We start from the raw sequence: 21,615 nt of genomic DNA, 5'->3' as shown, positions 1-21,615 counted from the left end.
CATTCAATCAGCAGGTGTCAACAATGTTGGATGCCGCAGAAATTCTGCCTGCCTCGCCCGTGGATGCCGAGACCCTGTCCGAGAACGTGTTCCGCCGTATTCAGGCGGCTATCGTCAAAGGCGACATCGCCCCCGGCAGCAAGATCTCCGAGCCCGAACTGGCGCGCACTTACGGCATCAGCCGAGGGCCGTTGCGCGAGGCCATTCACCGGCTCGAAGGCCAGCGCCTGTTGGTCCGCGTGCCCCACGTCGGCGCTCGCGTGGTCTCCCTGAGCCATGCCGAGCTGGTCGAGCTGTACGAAATCCGCGAATCCCTCGAAGGCATGGCCTGTCGACTGGCCGCCGAGCGCATGACCGTTGAAGAGGTCGACGAGCTGCGCCGGGTTCTGGAAACCCATGAATGCGACAGCGCCTTTCAGGCCGGCGTCGGCTATTACCAGCAGGAAGGCGATTTCGACTTTCATTACCGGATCATCCAGGGCGCGCGCAACAGCACGCTGACCCAGATGCTCTGCGATGACCTGTACCAACTGGTGCGCATGTACCGCATTCAGTTTTCGACGACGCCCAACCGCCCGCGCCAGGCGTTCGCCGAGCACCACCGTATTCTCGATGCCATCGCCGAACGTGACGGCGAGCTCGCCGAGCTGTTGATGCGCCGCCACATTGCCGCATCTAAACGCAACATTGAGCAGCACTTCCACGCTGCCACTGCCCGAGGTGAACAATGACCACAAGAACCACTCCCGGCCAACGCTTCCGTGACGCTGTCGCCAGTGAACATCCGCTGCAAGTGGTCGGCACGATCAACGCCAACCACGCGCTGCTGGCGCAACGGGCCGGCTTCAAGGCCATTTATCTGTCCGGCGGCGGTGTTGCGGCGGGGTCGCTCGGCGTGCCGGACCTCGGCATTACCGGTCTGGACGATGTGCTCACCGACGTGCGCCGCATCACCGACGTCTGCGACCTGCCGCTGCTGGTGGACGTCGACACCGGCTTCGGTGCCTCGGCGTTCAACGTGGCGCGCACGGTGAAGTCGATGATCAAGTTCGGCGCGGCGGCGATGCACATCGAAGACCAGGTTGGTGCCAAGCGCTGCGGTCACCGGCCCGGCAAGGAAATCGTCTCGCAGCAGGAAATGGTCGATCGGATCAAGGCGGCGGTGGATGCGCGAACCGACGACAGTTTCGTGATCATGGCGCGCACCGATGCGCTGGCGGTGGAAGGGCTGGAGTCTGCTCTGGACCGCGCCGCTGCCTGCATCGAAGCGGGCGCGGACATGGTTTTCCCTGAAGCGATCACCGAGCTTGAGATGTACAAGCTGTTTGCCTCCCGGGTGAAAGCGCCGATCCTCGCCAACATCACCGAATTCGGCTCGACGCCGCTGTTCACCACCGACGAGCTGAAGTCCGCCGAAGTGGCGTTGGTGCTGTACCCGCTGTCGGCGTTCCGCGCGATGAACAAGGCAGCGGAAAACGTCTACACCGCGATTCGTCGCGACGGCACGCAGAAGAACGTCATCGACACCATGCAAACGCGCATGGAGTTGTACGAGCGCATCGACTATCACGCGTTCGAGCAGAAGCTCGATGCCCTGTTTGCGCAGAAGAAATCGTAGAAAAGCCGCAACTGAATTGCCGATTCCCACACAACTACAAGACTGGAGACAGCAATGGCTGAAGCAAAAGTATTGAGCGGCGCAGGCCTGCGAGGCCAAGTGGCCGGACAGACCGCGTTGTCCACCGTCGGCCAGGCCGGCGCCGGATTGACCTACCGCGGCTATGACGTGCGTGAACTCGCCGCCGATGCCCGTTTTGAAGAAGTCGCGTACCTGCTGCTGTACGGCGAACTGCCGACTCAGCCACAACTCGACGGTTACCTGAAGAAACTCCAGGGCCTGCGTGACCTGCCCCAGGCGCTGAAAGAAGTGCTCGAGCGCATTCCCGCCGACACCCACCCCATGGACGTCATGCGCACCGGCTGCTCGATGCTCGGCAATCTCGAGCCCGAAGCCAGTTTCGCCCAACAGCTCGATTCCACTGACCGCCTGCTCGCCGCGTTCCCGGCGATCATGTGCTACTGGTACCGTTTCAGCCACGAAGGCAAGCGCATCGACTGCGTCACCGACGAGGTGTCCATCGCCGGGCACTTCCTGAAGCTGCTGCTGGACAAGGCGCCGAGCGAACTGCACCGCAAGGTCATGGACGTGTCCCTGATTCTCTACGCCGAGCACGAATTCAACGCCTCGACCTTCACCGCCCGGGTCTGCGCATCGACCCTGTCCGATCTGTTTTCCTGCATCACGGCGGCCATTGGCACATTGCGCGGGCCTTTGCACGGCGGCGCCAATGAAGCGGCGATGGAGATGATCCAGAAGTTCTCGTCGGCCCAAGAAGCGACCCGTGGCACGTTGGCGATGCTCGAACGCAAGGACAAGATCATGGGCTTCGGTCACGCGATCTATAAGGACAACGACCCGCGTAACGAGGTGATCAAGGGCTGGTCGAAAAAGCTCGCGGAGGAGGTGGGCGACACGGTGTTGTTCCCGGTGTCCGAAGCCATCGACAAGACCATGTGGGAACAGAAGAAACTCTTTCCCAACGCCGACTTCTATCACGCCTCGGCGTATCACTTCATGGGCATTCCGACCAAGCTGTTTACTCCGATCTTCGTCTGCTCGCGCCTGACCGGCTGGGCCTCCCACGTGTTCGAACAGCGCGCCAACAACCGCATCATCCGACCGAGCGCCGAGTACATCGGCGTCGAACAGCGCAAATTCGTGCCCATCGAACAGCGCTGACGGGGAAAGGGGAGTTCCACGGGGCTCTCCACCCGTAACTTTTCCGTAATCGAGTCCTGACGATGAACACTGAATACCGCAAAGCCCTGCCCGGCACTGTGCTGGATTATTTCGATGCCCGCGCGGCGGTCGATGCGATCAAGCCCGGCGCCTATGCCACGCTGCCCTACACCTCCCGCGTGCTCGCCGAAAACCTGGTGCGCCGTTGCCATCCGACGACGCTGACGGCCTCGTTGACGCAATTGATCGAACGCAAGCGCGATCTTGATTTCCCGTGGTTTCCGGCGCGCGTGGTCTGCCACGACATCCTCGGCCAGACCGCGCTGGTGGACCTCGCCGGCTTGCGCGACGCCATCGCCGACATGGGCGGCGACCCTGCGCAGGTCAATCCGGTGGTGCCGGTGCAGTTGATCGTCGATCACTCCCTGGCCGTTGAATGCGGGGGCTACGACCCGCACGCCTTCAGCAAGAACCGGGCGATTGAAGACCGTCGCAACGAAGACCGTTTCCACTTCATCAACTGGACCAAGCAGGCGTTCAAGAACGTCGAAGTGATCCCGCCGGGCAACGGCATCATGCATCAGATCAATCTGGAGCGGATGTCACCGGTGATTCAGACGCTGAACGGCGTCGCCTTCCCGGATACGCTGGTCGGCACCGACAGCCACACGCCCCATGTCGACGCGCTGGGCGTCGTTGCCATTGGCGTCGGCGGCCTCGAAGCCGAGAACGTCATGCTCGGCCGTGCCTCGTGGATGCGCCTGCCGGACATCATCGGCGTCGAACTGTCGGGCCGTCCGCAACCGGGCATTACCGCCACCGACGTAGTGCTGGCACTGACCGAATACCTGCGTCAGCAAAAAGTCGTCGGCGCGTACCTGGAGTTCTACGGCGAAGGCGCCCGCGCGCTGACCCTTGGCGACCGCGCGACCATCTCGAACATGGCCCCCGAATACGGCGCGACCGCCGCCATGTTCAGCATCGATCAACAGACCATCGACTACCTCCGGCTCACCGGTCGCGAAGACCAGCAGGTGCAATTGGTCGAGACCTTTGCCCGCCACACCGGGCTCTGGGCCGACAGTCTGGTCACGGCCGAATACGAGCGCGTGCTGCGTTTCGATCTGTCCAGCGTGGTGCGCAACATGGCCGGGCCGTCCAACCCCCATGCGCGTGTAGCCACCGCTGATCTGGCCGCCAAAGGCATTGCGGCGCCTTGGGAGGAAACCCCGGGGGAAATGCCGGACGGCGCGGTGATCATCGCCGCCATCACCAGTTGCACCAACACCAGCAACCCGCGCAACGTCATCGCTGCAGGCCTGCTGGCGCGCAACGCCAATCGCCTGGGCCTGACGCGCAAACCCTGGGTCAAGTCGTCCCTGGCGCCGGGCTCGAAAACCGTCGCCTTGTACCTCGATGAAGCAGGGCTGACCGGCGAGCTGGAGCAACTGGGTTTCGGCATCGTCGCGTTTGCCTGCACCACCTGTAATGGCATGTCCGGCGTGCTGGACCCCGTGATCCAGCAGGAAATCATCGACCGCGACCTGTACGCCACGGCAGTGCTTTCGGGCAACCGCAACTTCGACGGGCGCATTCACCCTTACGCCAAGCAGGCGTTTCTGGCCTCGCCGCCGCTGGTGGTGGCCTACGCCATCGCCGGAACGATCCGCTTCGATATCGAGAAAGACGTGCTGGGTCTTGGGCCCAATGGCGAAGAAATCCGCCTGAAAGACCTCTGGCCAAGCGACGCCGAGATTGATCAGGTGGTAAAGGCCTCGGTCAAGCCGGAGCAGTTCCGTCAGGTGTACATCCCGATGTTCGCCATCCACGAAGACACCGGCCCGAAAGTCGCGCCGTTGTACGACTGGCGCCCGATGAGCACGTATATTCGCCGCCCGCCTTACTGGGAAGGCGCCCTGGCCGGGGAGAGAACCCTCAAGGGCATGCGTCCGCTGGCGGTGTTGCCGGACAACATCACCACCGATCACCTGTCGCCGTCCAACGCGATCATGCTCGACAGCGCGGCCGGCGAATACCTGGACAAAATGGGCCTGCCTGAAGAGGACTTCAATTCCTACGCCACCCATCGCGGCGACCACCTGACGGCCCAGCGCGCCACGTTCGCCAATCCCAAGCTGTTCAATGAAATGGTGGTGGAGAACGGCAAGGTCAAGCAGGGTTCCTACGCGCGGATCGAGCCGGAAGGCCAGGTCACGCGGATGTGGGAGGCCATCGAAACCTACATGGCGCGCAAGCAGCCGCTGATCATCATCGCCGGCGCCGATTACGGCCAGGGTTCGTCCCGGGACTGGGCCGCCAAGGGCGTGCGCCTGGCGGGCGTCGAAGTAATCGTCGCCGAAGGCTTCGAGCGCATCCACCGCACCAATCTGGTGGGCATGGGCGTGCTGCCGCTGGAGTTCAAGCCGGGCACCAATCGCCTGACCCTGGGCATCGATGGCAGTGAAACCTACGACGTGATCGGCGCGCGCACGCCGGGTGCCACGCTGACGCTGATCATCCAGCGCAAGAACGGCGAACGTGTGGAGGTGCCGGTGATCTGCCGCCTCGACACGGGTGAAGAGGTGTTGATCTACGAAGCCGGGGGCGTGCTGCAACGCTTCGCCCAGGACTTCCTCGAATCCTCGGCCGTCGCCTGAGCCGCCGCGCGCTCTGCTCTCTATATAAGAAAGAACAAGAAGGAACAGTTCATGGCTTCCACAGCACAGATCAAGATTCCCGCGACGTATATGCGCGGTGGCACCAGCAAGGGTGTGTTTTTTCTTCTGCAGGACTTGCCTGACTCAGCGCAGGTTCCCGGCCCGGCCCGTGACGCCTTGCTGCTGCGGGTGATCGGCAGCCCCGACCCCTACGCCAAGCAAATCGATGGCATGGGCGGTGCGACGTCGAGCACCAGCAAAACGGTGATTCTGTCAAAGAGCGAAAAAGCCGATCACGACGTCGATTACCTGTTCGGCCAAGTCGCCATCGACAAGCCCTTCGTCGACTGGAGCGGCAATTGCGGCAACCTGTCGGCGGCGGTTGGCCCGTTTGCCATCAGCAACGGTCTGGTTGACCCGGCGCACATCCCCCGCAACGGCGTGGCGGTGGTGCGCATCTGGCAGGCCAACATCGGCAAAACCATCATCGCCCACGTGCCGATAACTGACGGCGCGGTGCAGGAAACCGGCGATTTCGAGCTCGACGGCGTGACCTTCCCGGCGGCGGAAGTGCAGCTGGAGTTCATGGACCCGGCGGCGGACGAGGAGGGCGCTGGCGGCTCGATGTTCCCCACCGGCAATCTCGTGGATGAGCTTGAGGTGCCGGGTGTAGGGACGTTCAAGGCGACGATGATCAATGCCGGCATCCCGACGATCTTCGTCAACGCCCGTGACATCGGTTACAGCGGCAGCGAATTGCAGGACGCGATCAACAGCGACCCGAAAGCCCTGAGCATGTTCGAAACGATCCGCGCCTATGGGGCCGTGCGCATGGGGCTGATCGGCACTGTCGAGGTGGCAGCGACGCGTCAGCACACGCCCAAAGTGGCGTTCGTGGCCGCGCCTGCGGACTACCTGTCTTCCAGCGGCAAGCGGGTCACGACTGAGGACACCGATCTGCTGGTCCGCGCCATGTCCATGGGCAAACTGCACCACGCCATGATGGGCACCGCGGCAGTGGCCATCGGCACGGCGGCAGCGATTCCGGGCACACTGGTCAACCTGGCAGCGGGCGGCGGCGAGCGCAGTGCCGTGCGCTTCGGCCACCCATCGGGGACCCTGCGTGTCGGCGCCGAAGCGGTCCTGGTCGACGGCGAATGGCAAGTCAAAAAAGCCATCATGAGCCGCAGCGCGCGTGTTTTGATGGAAGGATGGGTGCGGGTGCCGGGTGACAATTTCTAAAGTGCAGACGCTGCGTAATCATGCGGCAAGCACTGTCAGTGTGGGAGTGAGCTTGCTCACGAAGACGGTATTTCAGCCGCTGAAGATTTAGCGGATGTGCCGAACTCTTTGCGAGCAAGGTGGAGCGCCACCCCGGTCGCTCCCACAGTCCCTCATCAGCGGGAAGGTCAGCGATGCAGTTCTAGAACTCTAATGCTGTCTCAATCATTTAAACCGCCGCTCGACCCCTTTCTCCACCAGCACCTTCGCCGAGATTTCTTCGACCGAAAAATGCGTGGAGTTGATGTGCGGGATGTTTTCGCGGCGGAACAGGCCCTCGACTTCGCGCACTTCGAACTCGCACTGGGCATAGCTGGCGTAGCGGCTGTTGGGTTTGCGTTCGTGCCGTATGGCGGTAAGGCGGTCGGGGTCGATGGTCAGGCCGAACAGCTTGTCCCGGTGCAGTTTCAGCGCAGCGGGCAACTGCAGGCGCTCCATGTCGTCTTCGGTCAGCGGGTAGTTGGCCGCACGGATGCCGAATTGCATGGCCATGTACAGGCAGGTCGGGGTTTTGCCGCAACGCGACACGCCCACCAGGATGATGTCGGCCTTGTCGTAGTAATGGGTTCTGGCGCCGTCGTCGTTGTCCAGCGCGAAGTTCACCGCCTCGATCCGCTCCATGTAATTGGAGTTGTGCCCGATGGAGTGGGATTTCCCCACCGAGTAGGAGGAGTGTGAACTAAGCTCCAGCTCCAGCGGGGCGAGGAAGGTCGAAAAGATGTCGATCATGAAGCCGTCGGAGGTCGCGAGAATCTCTCGGATGTCCTGATTGACGATGGTGTCGAAGATGATCGGACGGGCCTCGTCCTTCTCGGCGGCCTTGTTGATTTGCTGCACCATGGCCCGGGCCTTCTCGACGCTGTCGATGTAGGGGCGCGTGAACTTGTTGAACGTAATGTTCTCAAATTGCGCTAGCAGGCTCTGGCCAAGGGTTTCGGCGGTAATGCCGGTGCCATCGGAGATGAAAAAAGCGGATCGTTTCATTTGCGCCCCGGGGCCTTAAGCTGAAGACAATTTGTGGATATGATAGGCCGGCTTGCGGGCCATGGCTGGCCGCATTCTACCCGTTTTCAATCGCCGCGATTCCCGCACCAAAGCGTTTCCAACAATAACCGGTTAGTGGAGAGATCACCTTGGTAGAGTACGTAGTTTCCCTCGATAAGCTCGGCAAACATGATGTTGAGCACGTGGGGGGCAAGAACGCATCCCTCGGCGAGATGATCAGCAACCTGGCGGGCACAGGCGTGTCCGTTCCCGGTGGCTTTGCCACTACCGCTCAGGCCTACCGTGATTTCCTCGAGCAGAGTGGCCTGAACGATCAGATCCATCAGGCCCTCGACGCGCTGGATGTCGACGACGTCAACGAGCTGGCGAGAACCGGCGCCAAGATCCGTCAGTGGATCATGGAGGCTGAGTTCCCCGAGAAGCTCAACGCCGAAATCCGCACCGCCTTCGCCGAGCTCTCGGCGGGCAACCCGGACATCGCGGTGGCCGTGCGCTCTTCCGCCACTGCTGAAGATTTGCCGGACGCCTCCTTCGCCGGTCAGCAGGAAACCTTCTTGAACATCCGTGGCGTCGAAAACGTGATCCGCGCGGCAAAAGAAGTGTTCGCTTCGCTGTTCAACGACCGCGCCATTTCCTACCGCGTGCATCAGGGTTTCGACCACAAGCTGGTGGCGCTCTCCGCTGGCGTGCAGCGCATGGTCCGTTCTGAAACCGGCACCGCTGGCGTCATGTTCACCCTGGACACCGAATCCGGTTTCCGCGATGTGGTCTTCATCACCGGCGCCTACGGCCTGGGCGAGACCGTCGTACAGGGCGCGGTCAACCCGGACGAATTCTACGTTCACAAAAACACCCTTGAAGCCGGTCGCCCGGCGATCCTGCGCCGCAACCTCGGCAGCAAGGCGATCAAGATGATCTACGGCGAAGAAGCCAAGGCCGGCAAATCGGTCAAGACTATCGACGTCGACCTGGCCGACCGCGCGCGTTTCTGCCTCAGCGACGAGGAAGTCAGCAACCTGGCGCGCCAGGCGATGATCATCGAAAAGCACTACCAGTGCCCGATGGACATCGAGTGGGCCAAAGACGGCGACGACGGCAAGCTGTACATCGTGCAGGCGCGTCCCGAGACCGTGAAAAGCCGCACCTCGGCCAACGTCATGGAGCGTTACCTGCTGAAGGAAAAGGGCACCGTTCTGGTGGAAGGCCGCGCCATCGGCCAGCGCATCGGCGCCGGCAAGGTGCGGATCATCAAGGACGTATCCGAGATGGACAAGGTCCAGCCCGGCGACGTGCTGGTCTCCGACATGACCGACCCGGACTGGGAACCGGTCATGAAACGCGCCAGCGCCATCGTCACCAATCGCGGCGGGCGCACCTGCCACGCAGCAATCATCGCTCGCGAGCTGGGCATTCCGGCGGTAGTGGGTTGCGGCAATGCCACCGAGCTGTTGCAGGAAGGTCAGGGCGTCACCGTGTCCTGCGCCGAGGGCGACACCGGTTACATCTTCGAGGGCGAGCTGGGCTTCGACATCAAGCAGAACTCCGTCGACGCCATGCCTGACCTGCCGTTCAAAATCATGATGAACGTTGGCAACCCGGACCGCGCGTTTGATTTCGCCCAGCTGCCCAACGCCGGTATCGGCCTGGCGCGTCTGGAATTCATCATCAACCGCATGATCGGCGTGCACCCCAAGGCGCTGCTGAACTACGCCAACCTGCCCCAGGACATCAAGGAAAGCGTCGACAAACGCATCGCCGGTTACGACGACCCGGTCGGGTTCTACGTCGAGAAGCTGGTGGAAGGCATCAGCACCCTGGCCGCGGCGTTCTCGCCGAAAAAAGTCATCGTGCGCCTGTCGGACTTCAAGTCCAACGAATACGCCAACCTGATCGGCGGCAAGCTCTACGAACCGGAAGAAGAAAACCCGATGCTGGGCTTCCGTGGCGCGTCGCGTTACATCAGCGAAAACTTCCGCGACTGCTTCGAGCTGGAATGCCGTGCCCTCAAGCGCGTGCGCAACGAGATGGGCCTGACCAACGTCGAAATCATGGTGCCGTTCGTCCGCACACTGGGCGAAGCGAGTCAGGTTATCGATTTACTTGCTGAGAACGGTCTGGCCCGTGGCGAGAACGGTCTGCGCGTGATCATGATGTGCGAACTGCCTTCCAACGCCCTGATGGCCGATGAGTTCCTTGAGTTCTTCGACGGTTTCTCCATCGGCTCCAACGACCTGACCCAGCTGACCCTGGGCCTGGACCGTGATTCCGGGATCATCGCCCACTTGTTCGACGAGCGTAATCCTGCGGTCAAGAAGCTGCTGTCCTACGCCATTCAGGCCTGCAACAAGGCCGGCAAATACATCGGCATCTGCGGCCAGGGCCCGTCCGATCACCCGGATCTGGCGCGCTGGCTGATGGAGCAGGGGATCGAAAGCGTGTCCCTGAACCCCGATTCGGTACTGGAAACCTGGTTCTTCCTGTCCGAAGAGGACGCTCCAACCTGATGCAGATCGAGTAAGATGCCGGCCCGTTTCCATGGGCCGGTTTCCCGAGAGGGCGGTTTTTAACGAATCCGCCCTTTTTTGTGGGTGATTCTCAATGCGCTGGCAGCGTCAACCTGCTGTTCCGCGCAACCGCCATTCACCCATCCACCAAGAGCGTCCAGCAAAAGCACCATGCAAAGCAGCAGTCATCTCTTTCCCGTGGCCCTGATCAGTGCCGAGCGTCGTGGCGACCTGACCGAGGACGTCTATCGTTTGAAACCCGGCAACAGCCCGGACTTCACTGTCGAAATCGCCGTCACCCGGCTGGGTCTTGTGGCTGCACCGGATGCCCGAGGCGTGCCGGTGGTCCTGCTGCACGGCAGCTTTTCCAATCGGCGCTTCTGGTACTCGCCCAAGGGCATCGGCCTGGGCGCGTATCTGGCCCGCGCCGGGTTCGATGTGTGGATCCCGGAAATGCGCGGTCACGGCCTGTCGGCGCGCAACAGTGCGTACAAAACCAATTGCGTGGCCGATTACGCCCGCTTTGATCTGCCGGCCATCGCTGCGTTCGTGCGCGAGCAGACCGGCGAGGCGCCCCACTGGATCGGCCACTCCCTGGGCGGCACGACCCTGGCCGCAGCATTCGGCGGGCAGTACCTGACGGCGGACGATGCGGCCTCGGTGGCGCTGTTCGGCAGTCAGGTCACCCGAAGCCACTGGCCGCTGAAAGTACCGCCGCTGCAATGGGCTGCACGGCTGCTGCTTAAACGCCTCGAGCACGTGTCAGGCCCGCGTTTCAAGCGCGGCCCGGAAGACGAGCCCATGGGCGTCCTGCTGGAAAGCATGCGCTGGCACGGCCTGTTCGGCGGCTTCGGGCACAAGAAGGAGGACTGGTGGGCCGGGCTGCAACAGGTGACGGTCCCGCTGCTGTGCGTGGCTGGCGCTGGCGACCATCAGGACCCGGAATGGGCGTGCCGCGAGCTCTTCGAGCGGTTCGGCAGCGAAGACAAGACGTTTCTCGTCCTGGGCCGCGAACAGGGCTTCAGCGAAGACTTCGGCCACGTGCCGATGCTGGTCAGCAAAGCCGCGCAAACCCAGGTGTGGCCGCGCGTAGCGGACTGGCTGAACCGTCATGTGGCTGTAGAAGAGGCTGAATCAACGCTGAACATGATGGCAACTCTGTGATTGTGACGGGCGCAACCATTCCTTGGGCGCCGACTTGTCGCTAAGCTGCACCCATTCTCATCGCCGGGGCCGAACGGCAGGTGGCGACTCGCTGGTCAGGTTTGTGTTCTGTGTGAGGTGCTATATAAGGATGCAACACGGTGGAGCGTCGGGCGTGCAAACAGTCCGCCTATTCTCGTCGCCGTCTATCCTAGTGGTTGTCTACCTCATCACAGAGCTTTTCTGACAGGAGTTACCCATGCATTACATCACCCCGGACTTGTGCGACGCCTACCCTGAGCGGGTTCAGGTGGTGGAGCCGATGTTCAGCAACTTTGGTGGCCGTGATTCATTCGGCGGCGAGATCGTCACGCTCAAGTGCTTCGAAGACAACTCGCTGGTGCGCGAGCAGGCCGACCAGCCTGGCCACGGAAAAGTGCTGGTCGTGGACGGTGGAGGCTCGCTGCGTTGCGCATTGCTCGGCGACATGATTGCCGAAAAAGCAGCGAAAAACGGTTGGGAGGGCATGGTTATTTTTGGCTGCGTCCGCGACGTTGATGTACTGGCACAGACCGACCTCGGCGTGCAGGCATTGGCCAGTCATCCGCTCAAGACCGAAAAGCGTGGCCTCGGTGACCTGAACAAGGTGGTGACCTTTGGCGGTGTGACGTTCAAGCCGGGCGAGTTCATCTATGCCGACAACAACGGCATCATCGTTTCGCCCAGCGCACTGAAGATGCCGGACTGATCGGTTTTATCCCTCTTCACGCTGGTCGCTATTCACTCAGCAAGGACACGAATGTTCGACGAAACAAACGCGCAGTGGGGGCTGGTTCATGCCCTCGTATTGGACGGAAAGGGCGGGGCGCGTTCCATCCCCCGAACTGCACTGGATGGCCTTCAACTGGAGCCCCACGAAAGTGTGTGGCTCCACTGGGACCGCAGCCATCCGCAGACCCAGACCTGGCTGCGCAAGACCAGCGGTCTCAGCGAGTTCGTGTGTGACCTGATGCTGGAAGAAAACACACGGCCACGGCTGCTGGCCTTGCCCGACGACGAGCTGTTGCTGTTCCTGCGCGGGATCAACCTGAACCCTGGCGCCGAGCCGGAAGACATGGTTTCGGTGCGGATTTTTGCCGCCGCCCAGCGGGTGATCTCGTTGCGCCTGCGCTCGCTGCGCGCAACCGACGAGCTGATCGCGTCGTTGAACGAAGGCAAGGGCCCGAAAACAGCCTCGGAATTGCTGTTGTATCTGGCTCAGTTTCTCACCGACAAGGTTCAGGCAGTGGTCAGCGAGCTGACCGAACTGGTCGATGACATGGAAGAACGCATAGATGCCGACGAGCGGTATCTGCCCGAGCACGGCAACATGGTTCACATCCGCAGGCGAGCGGCGGGACTGCGTCGATTCCTTGCACCGCAGCGCGAAATCTACGCCCAGCTAACGCGCAGCAAGATGCCATGGTTCGTAGAAGACGATGCGGATTACTGGAACGAATTGAACAACAGCCTGACGCGCTATCTCGAAGAGCTCGAATTGACCCGAGAGCGCGTGGGGCTGGTGCTTGAGGCGGAAGACAGGCGCCTCAACGAGCGAATGAACAGGACCATGTATCGGTTTGGCATCATCACTGGGATCTTCCTGCCGATGAGCTTCCTGACAGGATTGTTGGGGATCAACGTGGGGGGCATCCCGGGGTCGGAAAATCCCTACGGATTTGTGTACGCCTGCGGCCTGATGCTCATTGTGGCCGTCGGCCAGATGTGGCTGTTCAAGCGTTTGCGCTGGGTGTGAGGATGAAAAATCGGAAGGCGTTCAGGTGTGTCGTGTGACTCAGGCAGAATGGGCTGCGTCTTTCAGTGACATTGCGTGAGGTGCCTATGCACGACCCGTTTGAAGAATCACTGCGAGACATGCTCAACTCGTCGTCCAGCAGCCGGGACGACGATGCCGTTCTGGGCCGAGTGTTGAAGACCGCCAACCGTCAGGTGGGCGCCGGTGATCTGTTCAGTCTTCTGGGGCGTTGCACGCAGGCTTTGATGATCGCCGTCAATAACGGCTCCGCTCACGTTTCACCCGTTTCCCGCCGCAAGGCGACACGTGCCGGTACTACGTTTACCGGTGCCGGTACACAAGACAAGGCTGATTGAATATGGAATTGGATCTCTGGACGCAGAGCCTGGTTACCGCAATGACTGCGCTGTGGACTAAAGTCGCGAATTTCATCCCGAATCTGTTCGGCGCGCTGGTCGTAGTGCTTTTGGGCTTCGTGGTGGCAAAGCTGCTCGACACCCTGCTTTCGAAGTTGTTGGCCAAACTCGGTCTGGATCGCCTGATGGGCGGCACCGGTTTGACCAAGCTGATCAGCCGCGCGGGCATTCAGGTCCCGATTTCGACCCTGATCGGCAAGATCGTTTATTGGTTCGTGCTCTTGATTTTTCTGGTGTCGGCGGCAGAATCGCTGGGGCTGGAGCGGGTCTCGGCGACGCTGGACATGCTGGCGCTGTATCTGCCGAAGGTGTTCGGTGCCGCGCTGGTGTTGCTGGTAGGTGTCTTGCTGGCGCAGTTGGTCAACGGTATTGTGCGGGGCGCCGCCGAAGGGGTGGGCCTGGATTACTCGGCCGGCCTGGGGCGAATCGCCCAGTGGTTGGTGATCATCATCAGTATTTCGGTGGCGATCAGTCAGCTGGAGGTCAAAACCGACCTGCTGAACCACGTTATTGTTATCGGATTGATTACCGTTGGTCTGGCCGTTGCGCTGGCCATGGGCCTGGGAAGCCGCGAAATCGCGAGCCAGATCCTGGCAGGAATTTATGTACGTGAGTTGTACCAGGTAGGGCAACAAGTGCGTGTGGGTGAGGTCGAAGGGCAGATCGAAGAAATTGGCACGGTGAAGACCACTCTGCTGACCGAGGAAGGCGAGTTGGTGTCTTTGTCCAACCGAATCCTCCTCGAGCAGCGAGTGAGCAGCCGTTGAGCCGGCGAATCTGCTAATGTATGCCGCCGCAAAACCCGGGCAATTCCCGGACGCGGCGGACATCTACCCGACTGTCGGCACGACTTGTTTTGAATAACGCTCAAACGCCCTCTCTGCGCTACGACCCACGCGAGCTCTCCGATGAGGAGCTGGTTGCGCGTTCGCACGCCGAGCTGTTTCATGTGACGCGTGCCTACGAAGAGCTGATGCGTCGTTACCAGCGGACACTTTTTAACGTCTGCGCACGGTATCTGGGGAACGATCGCGATGCTGACGATGTCTGTCAGGAAGTGATGCTTAAGGTGTTGTATGGCTTGAAGAACTTCGAGGGTAAATCGAAGTTCAAAACCTGGCTCTACAGCATCACGTACAACGAATGCATCACGCAGTACAGGAAGGAGCGGCGAAAGCGTCGGTTGCTGGACGCTTTGAGTCTTGACCCCCTCGAGGAAGCGTCGGAAGAAAAGACGCCGAAACCAGAAGAAAAGGGCGGGCTTGATCGTTGGCTTGTGCATGTGAATCCGATCGACAGGGAAATTCTGGTGCTACGATTTGTCGCAGAGCTGGAATTTCAGGAGATCGCCGACATCATGCACATGGGCCTGAGTGCCACGAAAATGCGTTACAAACGGGCACTTGATAAATTACGTGAGAAATTTGCAGGCGTTACCGAAACTTAACTCGGTGCAAATATCTCTAACGAGCAGGCAAGTTCTGATAGACTTGCCGACGAGTTGTCTCTCGCTAAGGGGGACTGCTTTACAATCACCAGATGGGGATTTAACGGATGAAACTGAAAAACACCTTGGGCTTGGCCATTGGTACTATTGTTGCCGCAACTTCGTTCGGCGCTCTGGCTCAAGGCCAAGGCGCAGTCGAAATCGAAGGCTTCGCCAAGAAAGAACAGTTCGACAGCGCTCGTAATTTCAAAAACGACGGCAACCTGTTCGGCGGTTCTGTTGGCTACTTCCTGACCGACGACGTTGAATTGCGTCTGGGCTATGACGAAGTGCACAACGTCCGTAGCGACAATGGCCAGAACATCAAGGGCGCGAACACCGCTCTGGACGCTCTGTACCACTTCAACAACCCGGGCGACATGCTGCGTCCATACGTTTCGGCTGGTTTCTCCGATCAGAGCATCGATCAGAACGGCAGCAACGGTCGTAACCGCTCCACCTTCGCCAACATCGGCGGCGGTGCCAAGCTGTACTTCACTGACAACTTCTATGCCCGTGCTGGCGTCGAAGCTCAGTACAACATCGACCAAGGCGACACCGAGTGGGCGCCAAGCGTCGGTATCGGTGTGAACTTCGGCGGCGGTTCGAAGAAAGTTGAAGCAGCACCGGCTCCAGTAGCTGAAGTGTGCTCCGACAGCGACAACGACGGCGTTTGCGACAACGTTGACAAGTGCCCTGACACCCCTGCAAACGTGACTGTTGACGCTAACGGCTGCCCAGCTGTTGCTGAAGTCGTTCGCGTTGAGCTGGACGTTAAATTCGACTTCAACAAGTCGGTTGTGAAGCCAAACAGCTACGGCGACATCAAGAACCTGGCTGACTTCATGAAGCAGTACCCACAAACCACCACCACTGTTGAAGGTCACACTGACTCCGTCGGTCCTGACGCTTACAACCAGAAGCTGTCCGAGCGTCGTGCAAACGCCGTTAAGCAAGTTCTGGTTAACCAGTACGGTGTTGGCGCTAACCGCGTAAACTCGGTTGGCTACGGTGAAACCCGCCCAGTTGCTGACAACGCAACTGACGCTGGCCGCGCTGTAAACCGTCGCGTAGAAGCACAAGTAGAAGCCCAAGCTAAGTAATTAGCCTCGCTTCACGAAAAACCCGGCTCCGGCCGGGTTTTTCTTTGCCTGCGATTTAACCTCCTCTCGTCCTCATTCATTCCCGGTCTGATCGTCTAAGCGAATAGACAGAAATAAACCTGGATCCATCTAAGCCGATGCCCTTCAGCGACTAAGCCCGCATTAGCGTTTGAGCAGCAAAGCCCACAAAACCAGATTGATCAGCAGCGAGATCAGGGCAATTGCACGCCAAACCTTGAGCGGCTCGCGTTCCAGCAGTGGGACAGTGCGTTTATCCAGCGGCGAAAGTTCGCCCTGTTGAAAATGCACGAGCCAGTGCTCGGCAGTCTCGAAACGCTTCAGCGGATCAGCCTGCAGCGCGCGTTGCAGATGCTGCTCCAACCACTCCGGGACATCCGGTCGGTAACGACTGACCAACAGCGGTTTGCCAAAGCGGCGGCGCTGGAAAGGCTCGATCTCGCCGTAGGGGTAATGACCGGTCAGCAGGAAATACAGCGTGACGCTGGCGGCATACAGGTCGAAACCCGGGCTGGGTTCTGCGCCTTCAAAGACTTCAGGCGCCATGAAGCTGGGCGTACCGGGTACGTCGCCGGCTTGATCCACTGACAGGCCCGGGCTGTAGGCGAGCCCGAAATCCAGGAGGCGCAAACCTCCCGCCTGCTCGAGCAGCAGATTCTCCGGCTTGATGTCGCGGTGAATGATGTTGCGCCGGTGCAGCAGACCAACGGCAGCGATCAACTCCCTGGCCAGACTCAGCCACGGCGACATCGCCATCGGCCCTTCCTGCTCAAAGATGTCAGCCAGGGTCTGCCCGGGGTACTCGCGCATGACGTAGTACAAATGCTGGCGCTGGCCGAGTGGGTGCAGCTCGGGAAAGAAGCGACCCGCGACGCGACGCAAAAACCACTCTTCGAGCAACAAGGCCTCTGCCGCGCCGGCCTCGTCAACGCGTGAGGGCGGCAGCGTCTTCAGCAGCCACGGTTGCTGTTGGCTATCGCGTAGGCGATACAGAAGGGACTGTCGCGAGTCGCTCAAGCGCGTTTCGACCTGCCAGCCTTCAAACGTCTGGCCTGCTTTGAGAAGGGGTGGGGCAGACCATTGCTGAAGTTGCAGCAGCGTTTCGCCCAAGCTGTCCGAGCCCAGTTGATCCACTTGAATCAGCAAGGCGCTCGCATTATCGGCGCTGCCCGAAAGATGCGCGGCGTTGACCAGCGTTCGGACAGCCGTGTCCAGATCTGCCTGCTCGTTGAGAATCGAGCCGATTCGGTCATCGCCCAGCGTTGCCCACACGCCGTCGCTGGCCAGCAGCAAGCGCTCGCCGGGCCGCAGTTCGCCGTCCAGGTAATCCATGACCACGTATCGATCCAGACCCAGCGCGCGTTTCAGCACATGCTGCATGTCTGGCTGTTCCCAGACGTGGTCCTGGCTGATTCGGTGGAGCAGCCCTGAGTGCCAGCGGTACACACGACAGTCGCCGACATGGGCAAGGGTGAAGCGGCGCCCGCGCAGGACCAGCGCACTGAGGGTGGTCAACAAGCCGTTGGCCAGCAGCCAGCGGTTTTGTGCCAGCAGCAGGCGGTCAAGGGCCTGGGCAACGCTCCAGGTTTCCGGCGTCGCGTAGTAGTCCATCGCCAGCGCTTGCAGCGTGGCCCGGGACGCCAGACCGCCATCGGCGCATTGGCTGACGCCGTCGGCGAGGGCGAATAGATAGCCCTTGCTGGCCGCGAGCGCCGGAGCAGGAGTGACCACGCGAAGGGCGTCCTGATTCTCCGCCCGCGGCCCGGTGGCGCTGAATTCGGCGACGCGCAGTTGCAAACCGGTCGCAGTGGGCGCGACCGGCGTCAGAGGCGGATTGACGCTCACGGCCTAGACACGGGCGGCGGTGACCGCGGCCGAGCCCCAGGTGGTTCTCCAGCGACGCTTGACGTTCATCAGGCCGAACCAGGCCAGCACGCCAAGGAATGCGAACAGCCACAGGCCCAGTTGGTACTCGCCAGTGTTCTGCTTGATCGCGCCGAGCCCGGCGGCGAGCAGGAAGCCACCGATGCCGCCCGCCATGCCGATCAGGCCGGTCATCACGCCGATCTCCTTGCGAAAGCGTTGCGGCACCAGCTGGAACACCGCGCCGTTACCGGCACCGAGGCCGAGCATGGCCGCGACGAACAGCGCCAGTGCGGCCCATGAACTGGGCAGGTTAAACCCGACGGCGGCGATGCAGATGGCGGCGACGGCGTACATGCCCGACAGCGTGCGAATCCCGCCGAAGCGATCGGCGAGGGCGCCACCCAGGGGGCGCATCATGCTGCCGCCGAAGACGCAGGCCGCGGTGTAGTAACCCGCCGTCATTGGGCTCAAGCCGTATTGATCGTTGAAGTAGCCGGGCAGGGCGCTGGCCAGGCCGATGAAGCCGCCGAAGGTCACGCTGTAGAAGAACATGAACCACCAGCTGTCGCGGTCGCCCAGGGCTTTGAAATAGTCAGCCATGGATTTGGCTTTGGGGCGTTCCGGGGCGTTTTTTGCCATAAGCGAGAAGGCAATGAGGGTCAGCAGCAATGGCGCCACGGCAAAGCCGAACACGTTGTTCCAGCCGAAGCTGGCAGCGAGGACGGGCGCGATCAGTGCCGCGAACACAGTGCCGGAGTTGCCGGCGCCGGCGATGCCCATGGCTTTGCCCTGGTGCTGCGGCGGGTACCACTGGGAGGCGAGGGGCAGGGCCACCGCGAAAGACGCGCCCGCCATGCCAAGGAATACGCCGAGCAGCAGCGCCTGTTCATAGCTGTGAATGCCCAGTTGCCAGGCGCCCAGCAGCGCGCTGATGACGATGACCTGGCCGATGATTCCGGCGGTCTTGGGCGACAGTTGGTCGGCGAGCATGCCCATGATGAAGCGCAGCACCGCACCCGCGAGAATCGGCGTGGCGACCATCAGGCCGCGTTGCTGGGTGGTCAGGTGCAGGTCGGCGGCGATCTGCACGGCCATCGGGCCGAGCAGGTACCAGACCATGAAGCTCAGGTCGAAATACAGGAACGCTGCGAACAGTGTCGGTTTATGGCCGGCTTTCCAGAAACTCGTGTTCATCTACCACCTCATCTGCAGGGATTCGTGTTCGGTGGAGATGTCGCTCGCACCGCTACGGGTCAGGTCATGCAGGCGAAGCACCAGACCGGCACTCCACCCGCCCCGATGTGTTCAGGGCAAAAACGAAAAAACGCCGCAGCCCTGTGCGCTTACGCGAAGGGGTGCGACGTCTTTGTCGTGAGTGGGCAACCGCCGTTGGCTACCTGTGATGTGTAGCTAGCAATACATGGGCCAAATGTGCCCGGGGTGTTGAGCAGGAGAGACGGGCTGGATCAGACGGACTGAATGAAAAGCACGCCCGGCCCTAAAATGATAAGGCTCAGCCCAGCAACTCACTCATGGCAATGATCTGTTCCGCCACCTGAATCAGTTTCTGCTGCCGACTCATGGCCTGGCGTCGCATCAGGGTGTAGGCCTCTTCCTCGTTGCACTGCTTCATCTTCATCAACAACCCCTTGGCCGTTTCGATGCGCTTGCGTTCGGCCAGTTGCTGGTCGCGGGCATGCAGTTGCGCGCGCAGGTCCTGATCGCTTTCGAAGCGGGCCATGGCCACGTCCAGAATCGGCTGCAGGCGTTGCGCGTGAATGCCTTCGACGATGTAGGCGCTGACCCCGGACTTGATCGCTTGGCGCATCACGACCGGGTCGTGCTCATCGGTGAACATAACGATCGGGCGCGGCAGATCGCGGGTCACCAGCACCACTTGCTCCAGCACATCACGGCCCGGCGATTCGGTGTCGATGAGGATCACGTCCGGGCGCACGGCCTGGACCCGGGCGGGCAGGTCGATGATCAGCCCGGATTCGTCTATGACCTCGAAGCCGGCTTCAGTCAGCGCCGCTTTCAGGCGACCGACCTTTTTGGGGGTGTCGTTGATCAACAGGATTCGCAGCATATCGGCGTCTCCTCAGCGATCAGCATGAACGAGGGCCGCATCGGCCAGCGCGTGCAGCTTGAAGCTGCGGGCGTAACGCGCCGGGTCGCTGCCGTCCCAGATCTTGCCGTCGATCAACTGGCTGCTGCGCATGGCCGACGGCGGCACGGCAATGCCCAGTGCCTCGGCGGCCTGGCGGTACAGGCCGAGTTGCTGGACGCTGCGGGCGATGTCGAGATAATCCGGGTCTTCGCGCAGCAATCCCCAGCGGCGGAACTGGGTCATGAACCACATGCCGTCGGACAGCCAGGGCATGTTCACCTGACCGTCGCCATGGAATCGGATGGCGTGGTGGTCGCGCCATCGGTTGCCGAGCCCGTCGTCGTACTCGCCCAGCAGCCGGGATTCGATGGCGCCCACCGGTGCATTCACGTACTCGGCGGCGCTGAGCAGCTGCGCGGTACTGCGCCGGTTGTCGATGCTTTCTTCGATGAAACGGCTGGCTTCAAGCACCGCCATCACCAGCGCCCGCGCGGTGTTCGGGTACTGCTCGGCAAATTCCAGGCTGCACGCCAACACCTTTTCCGGGTGATCCGGCCAGATGGCCTGGGAGGTTGCCAGGGTGAAGCCCAGGTTCTGCTGAACCGCGCTGGCGCCCCACGGCTCACCGACGCAAAAACCGTCGATGCGCCCGGCCTGCAAGTGTTCGACCATCTGCGGCGGCGGCACCACCACGCTGTCGACGTCGCGCAGCGGATGAATGCCCTGGCTCGCGAGCCAGTAATACAGCCACAACGCATGATTGCCGGTGGGAAAGGTCTGGGCGAAGGTCAGTTTTGAGTCGCTTTGGTGCGTGCACCGATCGAGTGCCTCAGGAGTGGTCACGCCGGCATCCTGCAGCGCCCTCGACAGGTTGATGCTCTGGCCGTTCTGGTTCAGCCCCATCAGCACGGCCATGTTTTTTGCAGGCCCGGCCAGCCCCAATTGCACGGCGTAAACCAGAGCGTAAAGGCTGTGGGCTGCGTGAAGTTCGCCGCTGACCAGTTTGTCGCGCAGGTTGGCCCACGATGTCTGCCGGTGCAGGTTGATGTGCAGGCCGTAAGGCTGGGCGAAGCCCTGGGTCGCGGCGACGATCAGCGAGGCGCTGTCGGTCAGCGCCATGAAGCCGAGGTCGACACTGGCCAATTCCGGCGCATCGCTGCCGTTGACCCAGGCCAGCGAGGGGGTAAGCGTGTCATTCATGAGTGTCATTCCGCGTGGAGGCCGACGCGCTGGTCAGCGCTGCCGATCGTCCAAAAAAAACGCCGCCTCGCCCCGATTGACCCGGGGCGCCAGCGACGTCATTGTCCTGTGTCTCGCTCCGCCATTGGATCGAGTTGATACAGGACACCAAGCAAGCCATATGCCAGCGTGAGCCAAGGTTGTAAGCAAAGTTCTCGACATGCCTCGCGCTTCGCCCGTACCGGCGTTTAT

The 21,615-nt window shown here is 61.4% G+C and carries 18 protein-coding genes; 13 read left to right on the top strand and 5 right to left on the bottom strand.

Annotated features, from left to right (window positions below; genetic code table 11):
- The first annotated feature begins 23 nt into the window (after positions 1-23).
- The 5 genes from QWI20_RS03010 to prpF all read left to right on the top strand — a co-directional run bounded on the left by QWI20_RS03010 (position 24) and on the right by prpF (position 6,699).
- Entirely contained in the window at positions 24-731 is a 708-nt protein-coding gene (locus QWI20_RS03010) for a GntR family transcriptional regulator (RefSeq protein WP_369304105.1), read from the top strand.
- Complete coding sequence (prpB, locus tag QWI20_RS03005; protein ID WP_172612643.1) at positions 728-1,618, top strand: methylisocitrate lyase; 891 nt, start codon at positions 728-730, stop codon at positions 1,616-1,618. The genes QWI20_RS03010 and prpB overlap by 4 nt, the downstream gene beginning before the upstream one ends.
- Before the next feature lie 54 nt (positions 1,619-1,672).
- Entirely contained in the window at positions 1,673-2,800 is a 1,128-nt protein-coding gene (prpC, locus tag QWI20_RS03000) for a 2-methylcitrate synthase (RefSeq protein WP_369304104.1), read from the top strand.
- 62 nt (positions 2,801-2,862) lie between these two features.
- A complete protein-coding gene (gene acnD / locus QWI20_RS02995) occupies positions 2,863-5,457 on the top strand; it encodes a Fe/S-dependent 2-methylisocitrate dehydratase AcnD (RefSeq protein ID WP_369304103.1) in 2,595 nt (864 codons plus the stop codon).
- 51 nt (positions 5,458-5,508) lie between these two features.
- Entirely contained in the window at positions 5,509-6,699 is a 1,191-nt protein-coding gene (prpF, locus tag QWI20_RS02990; protein ID WP_369304102.1) for a 2-methylaconitate cis-trans isomerase PrpF, read from the top strand.
- A 204-nt stretch (positions 6,700-6,903) separates the two neighbouring features.
- Here prpF and QWI20_RS02985 read toward each other — a convergent pair whose 3' ends face one another.
- A complete protein-coding gene (locus tag QWI20_RS02985; protein WP_074887131.1) occupies positions 6,904-7,722 on the bottom strand; it encodes a pyruvate, water dikinase regulatory protein in 819 nt (272 codons plus the stop codon).
- Positions 7,723-7,871: 149 nt separating this feature from the next.
- Between QWI20_RS02985 and ppsA the strand changes: the two genes are divergently transcribed.
- The 8 genes from ppsA to QWI20_RS02945 all read left to right on the top strand — a co-directional run bounded on the left by ppsA (position 7,872) and on the right by QWI20_RS02945 (position 16,190).
- Positions 7,872-10,247 carry a phosphoenolpyruvate synthase gene (gene ppsA / locus QWI20_RS02980; RefSeq protein ID WP_369304101.1) on the top strand — a complete coding sequence of 792 codons (2,376 nt, stop codon included), beginning with the start codon at positions 7,872-7,874 and terminating at the stop codon, positions 10,245-10,247.
- Between the two features lie 171 nt (positions 10,248-10,418).
- A complete protein-coding gene (locus tag QWI20_RS02975) occupies positions 10,419-11,411 on the top strand; it encodes an alpha/beta fold hydrolase (protein ID WP_369304100.1) in 993 nt (330 codons plus the stop codon).
- 238 nt (positions 11,412-11,649) lie between these two features.
- Positions 11,650-12,138 carry a ribonuclease E activity regulator RraA gene (gene rraA / locus QWI20_RS02970; RefSeq protein WP_369304099.1) on the top strand — a complete coding sequence of 163 codons (489 nt, stop codon included), beginning with the start codon at positions 11,650-11,652 and terminating at the stop codon, positions 12,136-12,138.
- Between the two features lie 51 nt (positions 12,139-12,189).
- Positions 12,190-13,185 carry a zinc transporter ZntB gene (locus QWI20_RS02965; protein WP_369304098.1) on the top strand — a complete coding sequence of 332 codons (996 nt, stop codon included), beginning with the start codon at positions 12,190-12,192 and terminating at the stop codon, positions 13,183-13,185.
- A gap of 86 nt (positions 13,186-13,271) precedes the next feature.
- On the top strand, positions 13,272-13,541 hold the full coding sequence (locus QWI20_RS02960) for a CrfX protein (protein WP_192172442.1): 270 nt from the start codon (positions 13,272-13,274) through the stop codon (positions 13,539-13,541).
- A gap of 2 nt (positions 13,542-13,543) precedes the next feature.
- The gene (locus tag QWI20_RS02955) at positions 13,544-14,368 is read left to right on the top strand and encodes a mechanosensitive ion channel domain-containing protein (RefSeq protein ID WP_037011040.1); all 825 of its coding nucleotides are present in this window, start codon (positions 13,544-13,546) and stop codon (positions 14,366-14,368) included.
- Between the two features lie 89 nt (positions 14,369-14,457).
- A complete protein-coding gene (gene sigX / locus QWI20_RS02950; RefSeq protein WP_369304096.1) occupies positions 14,458-15,048 on the top strand; it encodes an RNA polymerase sigma factor SigX in 591 nt (196 codons plus the stop codon).
- Positions 15,049-15,155: 107 nt separating this feature from the next.
- Positions 15,156-16,190 (top strand): OmpA family protein, encoded by a 1,035-nt coding sequence (locus QWI20_RS02945; protein ID WP_037011036.1) that lies wholly within the window; start codon positions 15,156-15,158, stop codon positions 16,188-16,190.
- Between the two features lie 162 nt (positions 16,191-16,352).
- Here QWI20_RS02945 and QWI20_RS02940 read toward each other — a convergent pair whose 3' ends face one another.
- The 4 genes from QWI20_RS02940 to QWI20_RS02925 all read right to left on the bottom strand — a co-directional run bounded on the left by QWI20_RS02940 (position 16,353) and on the right by QWI20_RS02925 (position 21,384).
- Positions 16,353-18,005: a protein kinase gene (locus tag QWI20_RS02940; protein WP_369304286.1), complete on the bottom strand. Its 1,653-nt coding sequence runs from the start codon at positions 18,003-18,005 to the stop codon at positions 16,353-16,355.
- 51 nt (positions 18,006-18,056) lie between these two features.
- The gene (locus QWI20_RS02935; RefSeq protein WP_369304095.1) at positions 18,057-19,268 is read right to left on the bottom strand and encodes a nitrate/nitrite transporter; all 1,212 of its coding nucleotides are present in this window, start codon (positions 19,266-19,268) and stop codon (positions 18,057-18,059) included.
- A gap of 319 nt (positions 19,269-19,587) precedes the next feature.
- The gene (locus QWI20_RS02930; RefSeq protein ID WP_172612633.1) at positions 19,588-20,163 is read right to left on the bottom strand and encodes an ANTAR domain-containing response regulator; all 576 of its coding nucleotides are present in this window, start codon (positions 20,161-20,163) and stop codon (positions 19,588-19,590) included.
- A gap of 12 nt (positions 20,164-20,175) precedes the next feature.
- A complete protein-coding gene (locus QWI20_RS02925) occupies positions 20,176-21,384 on the bottom strand; it encodes a CmpA/NrtA family ABC transporter substrate-binding protein (RefSeq protein ID WP_369304094.1) in 1,209 nt (402 codons plus the stop codon).
- Between the last annotated feature and the right edge of the window lie 231 nt (positions 21,385-21,615).

The organism is Pseudomonas sp. W2-17, assembly GCF_041060445.1.
Taxonomy (GTDB): domain Bacteria; phylum Pseudomonadota; class Gammaproteobacteria; order Pseudomonadales; family Pseudomonadaceae; genus Aquipseudomonas.
This window is presented reverse-complemented; position numbering and strand designations above follow the sequence as displayed.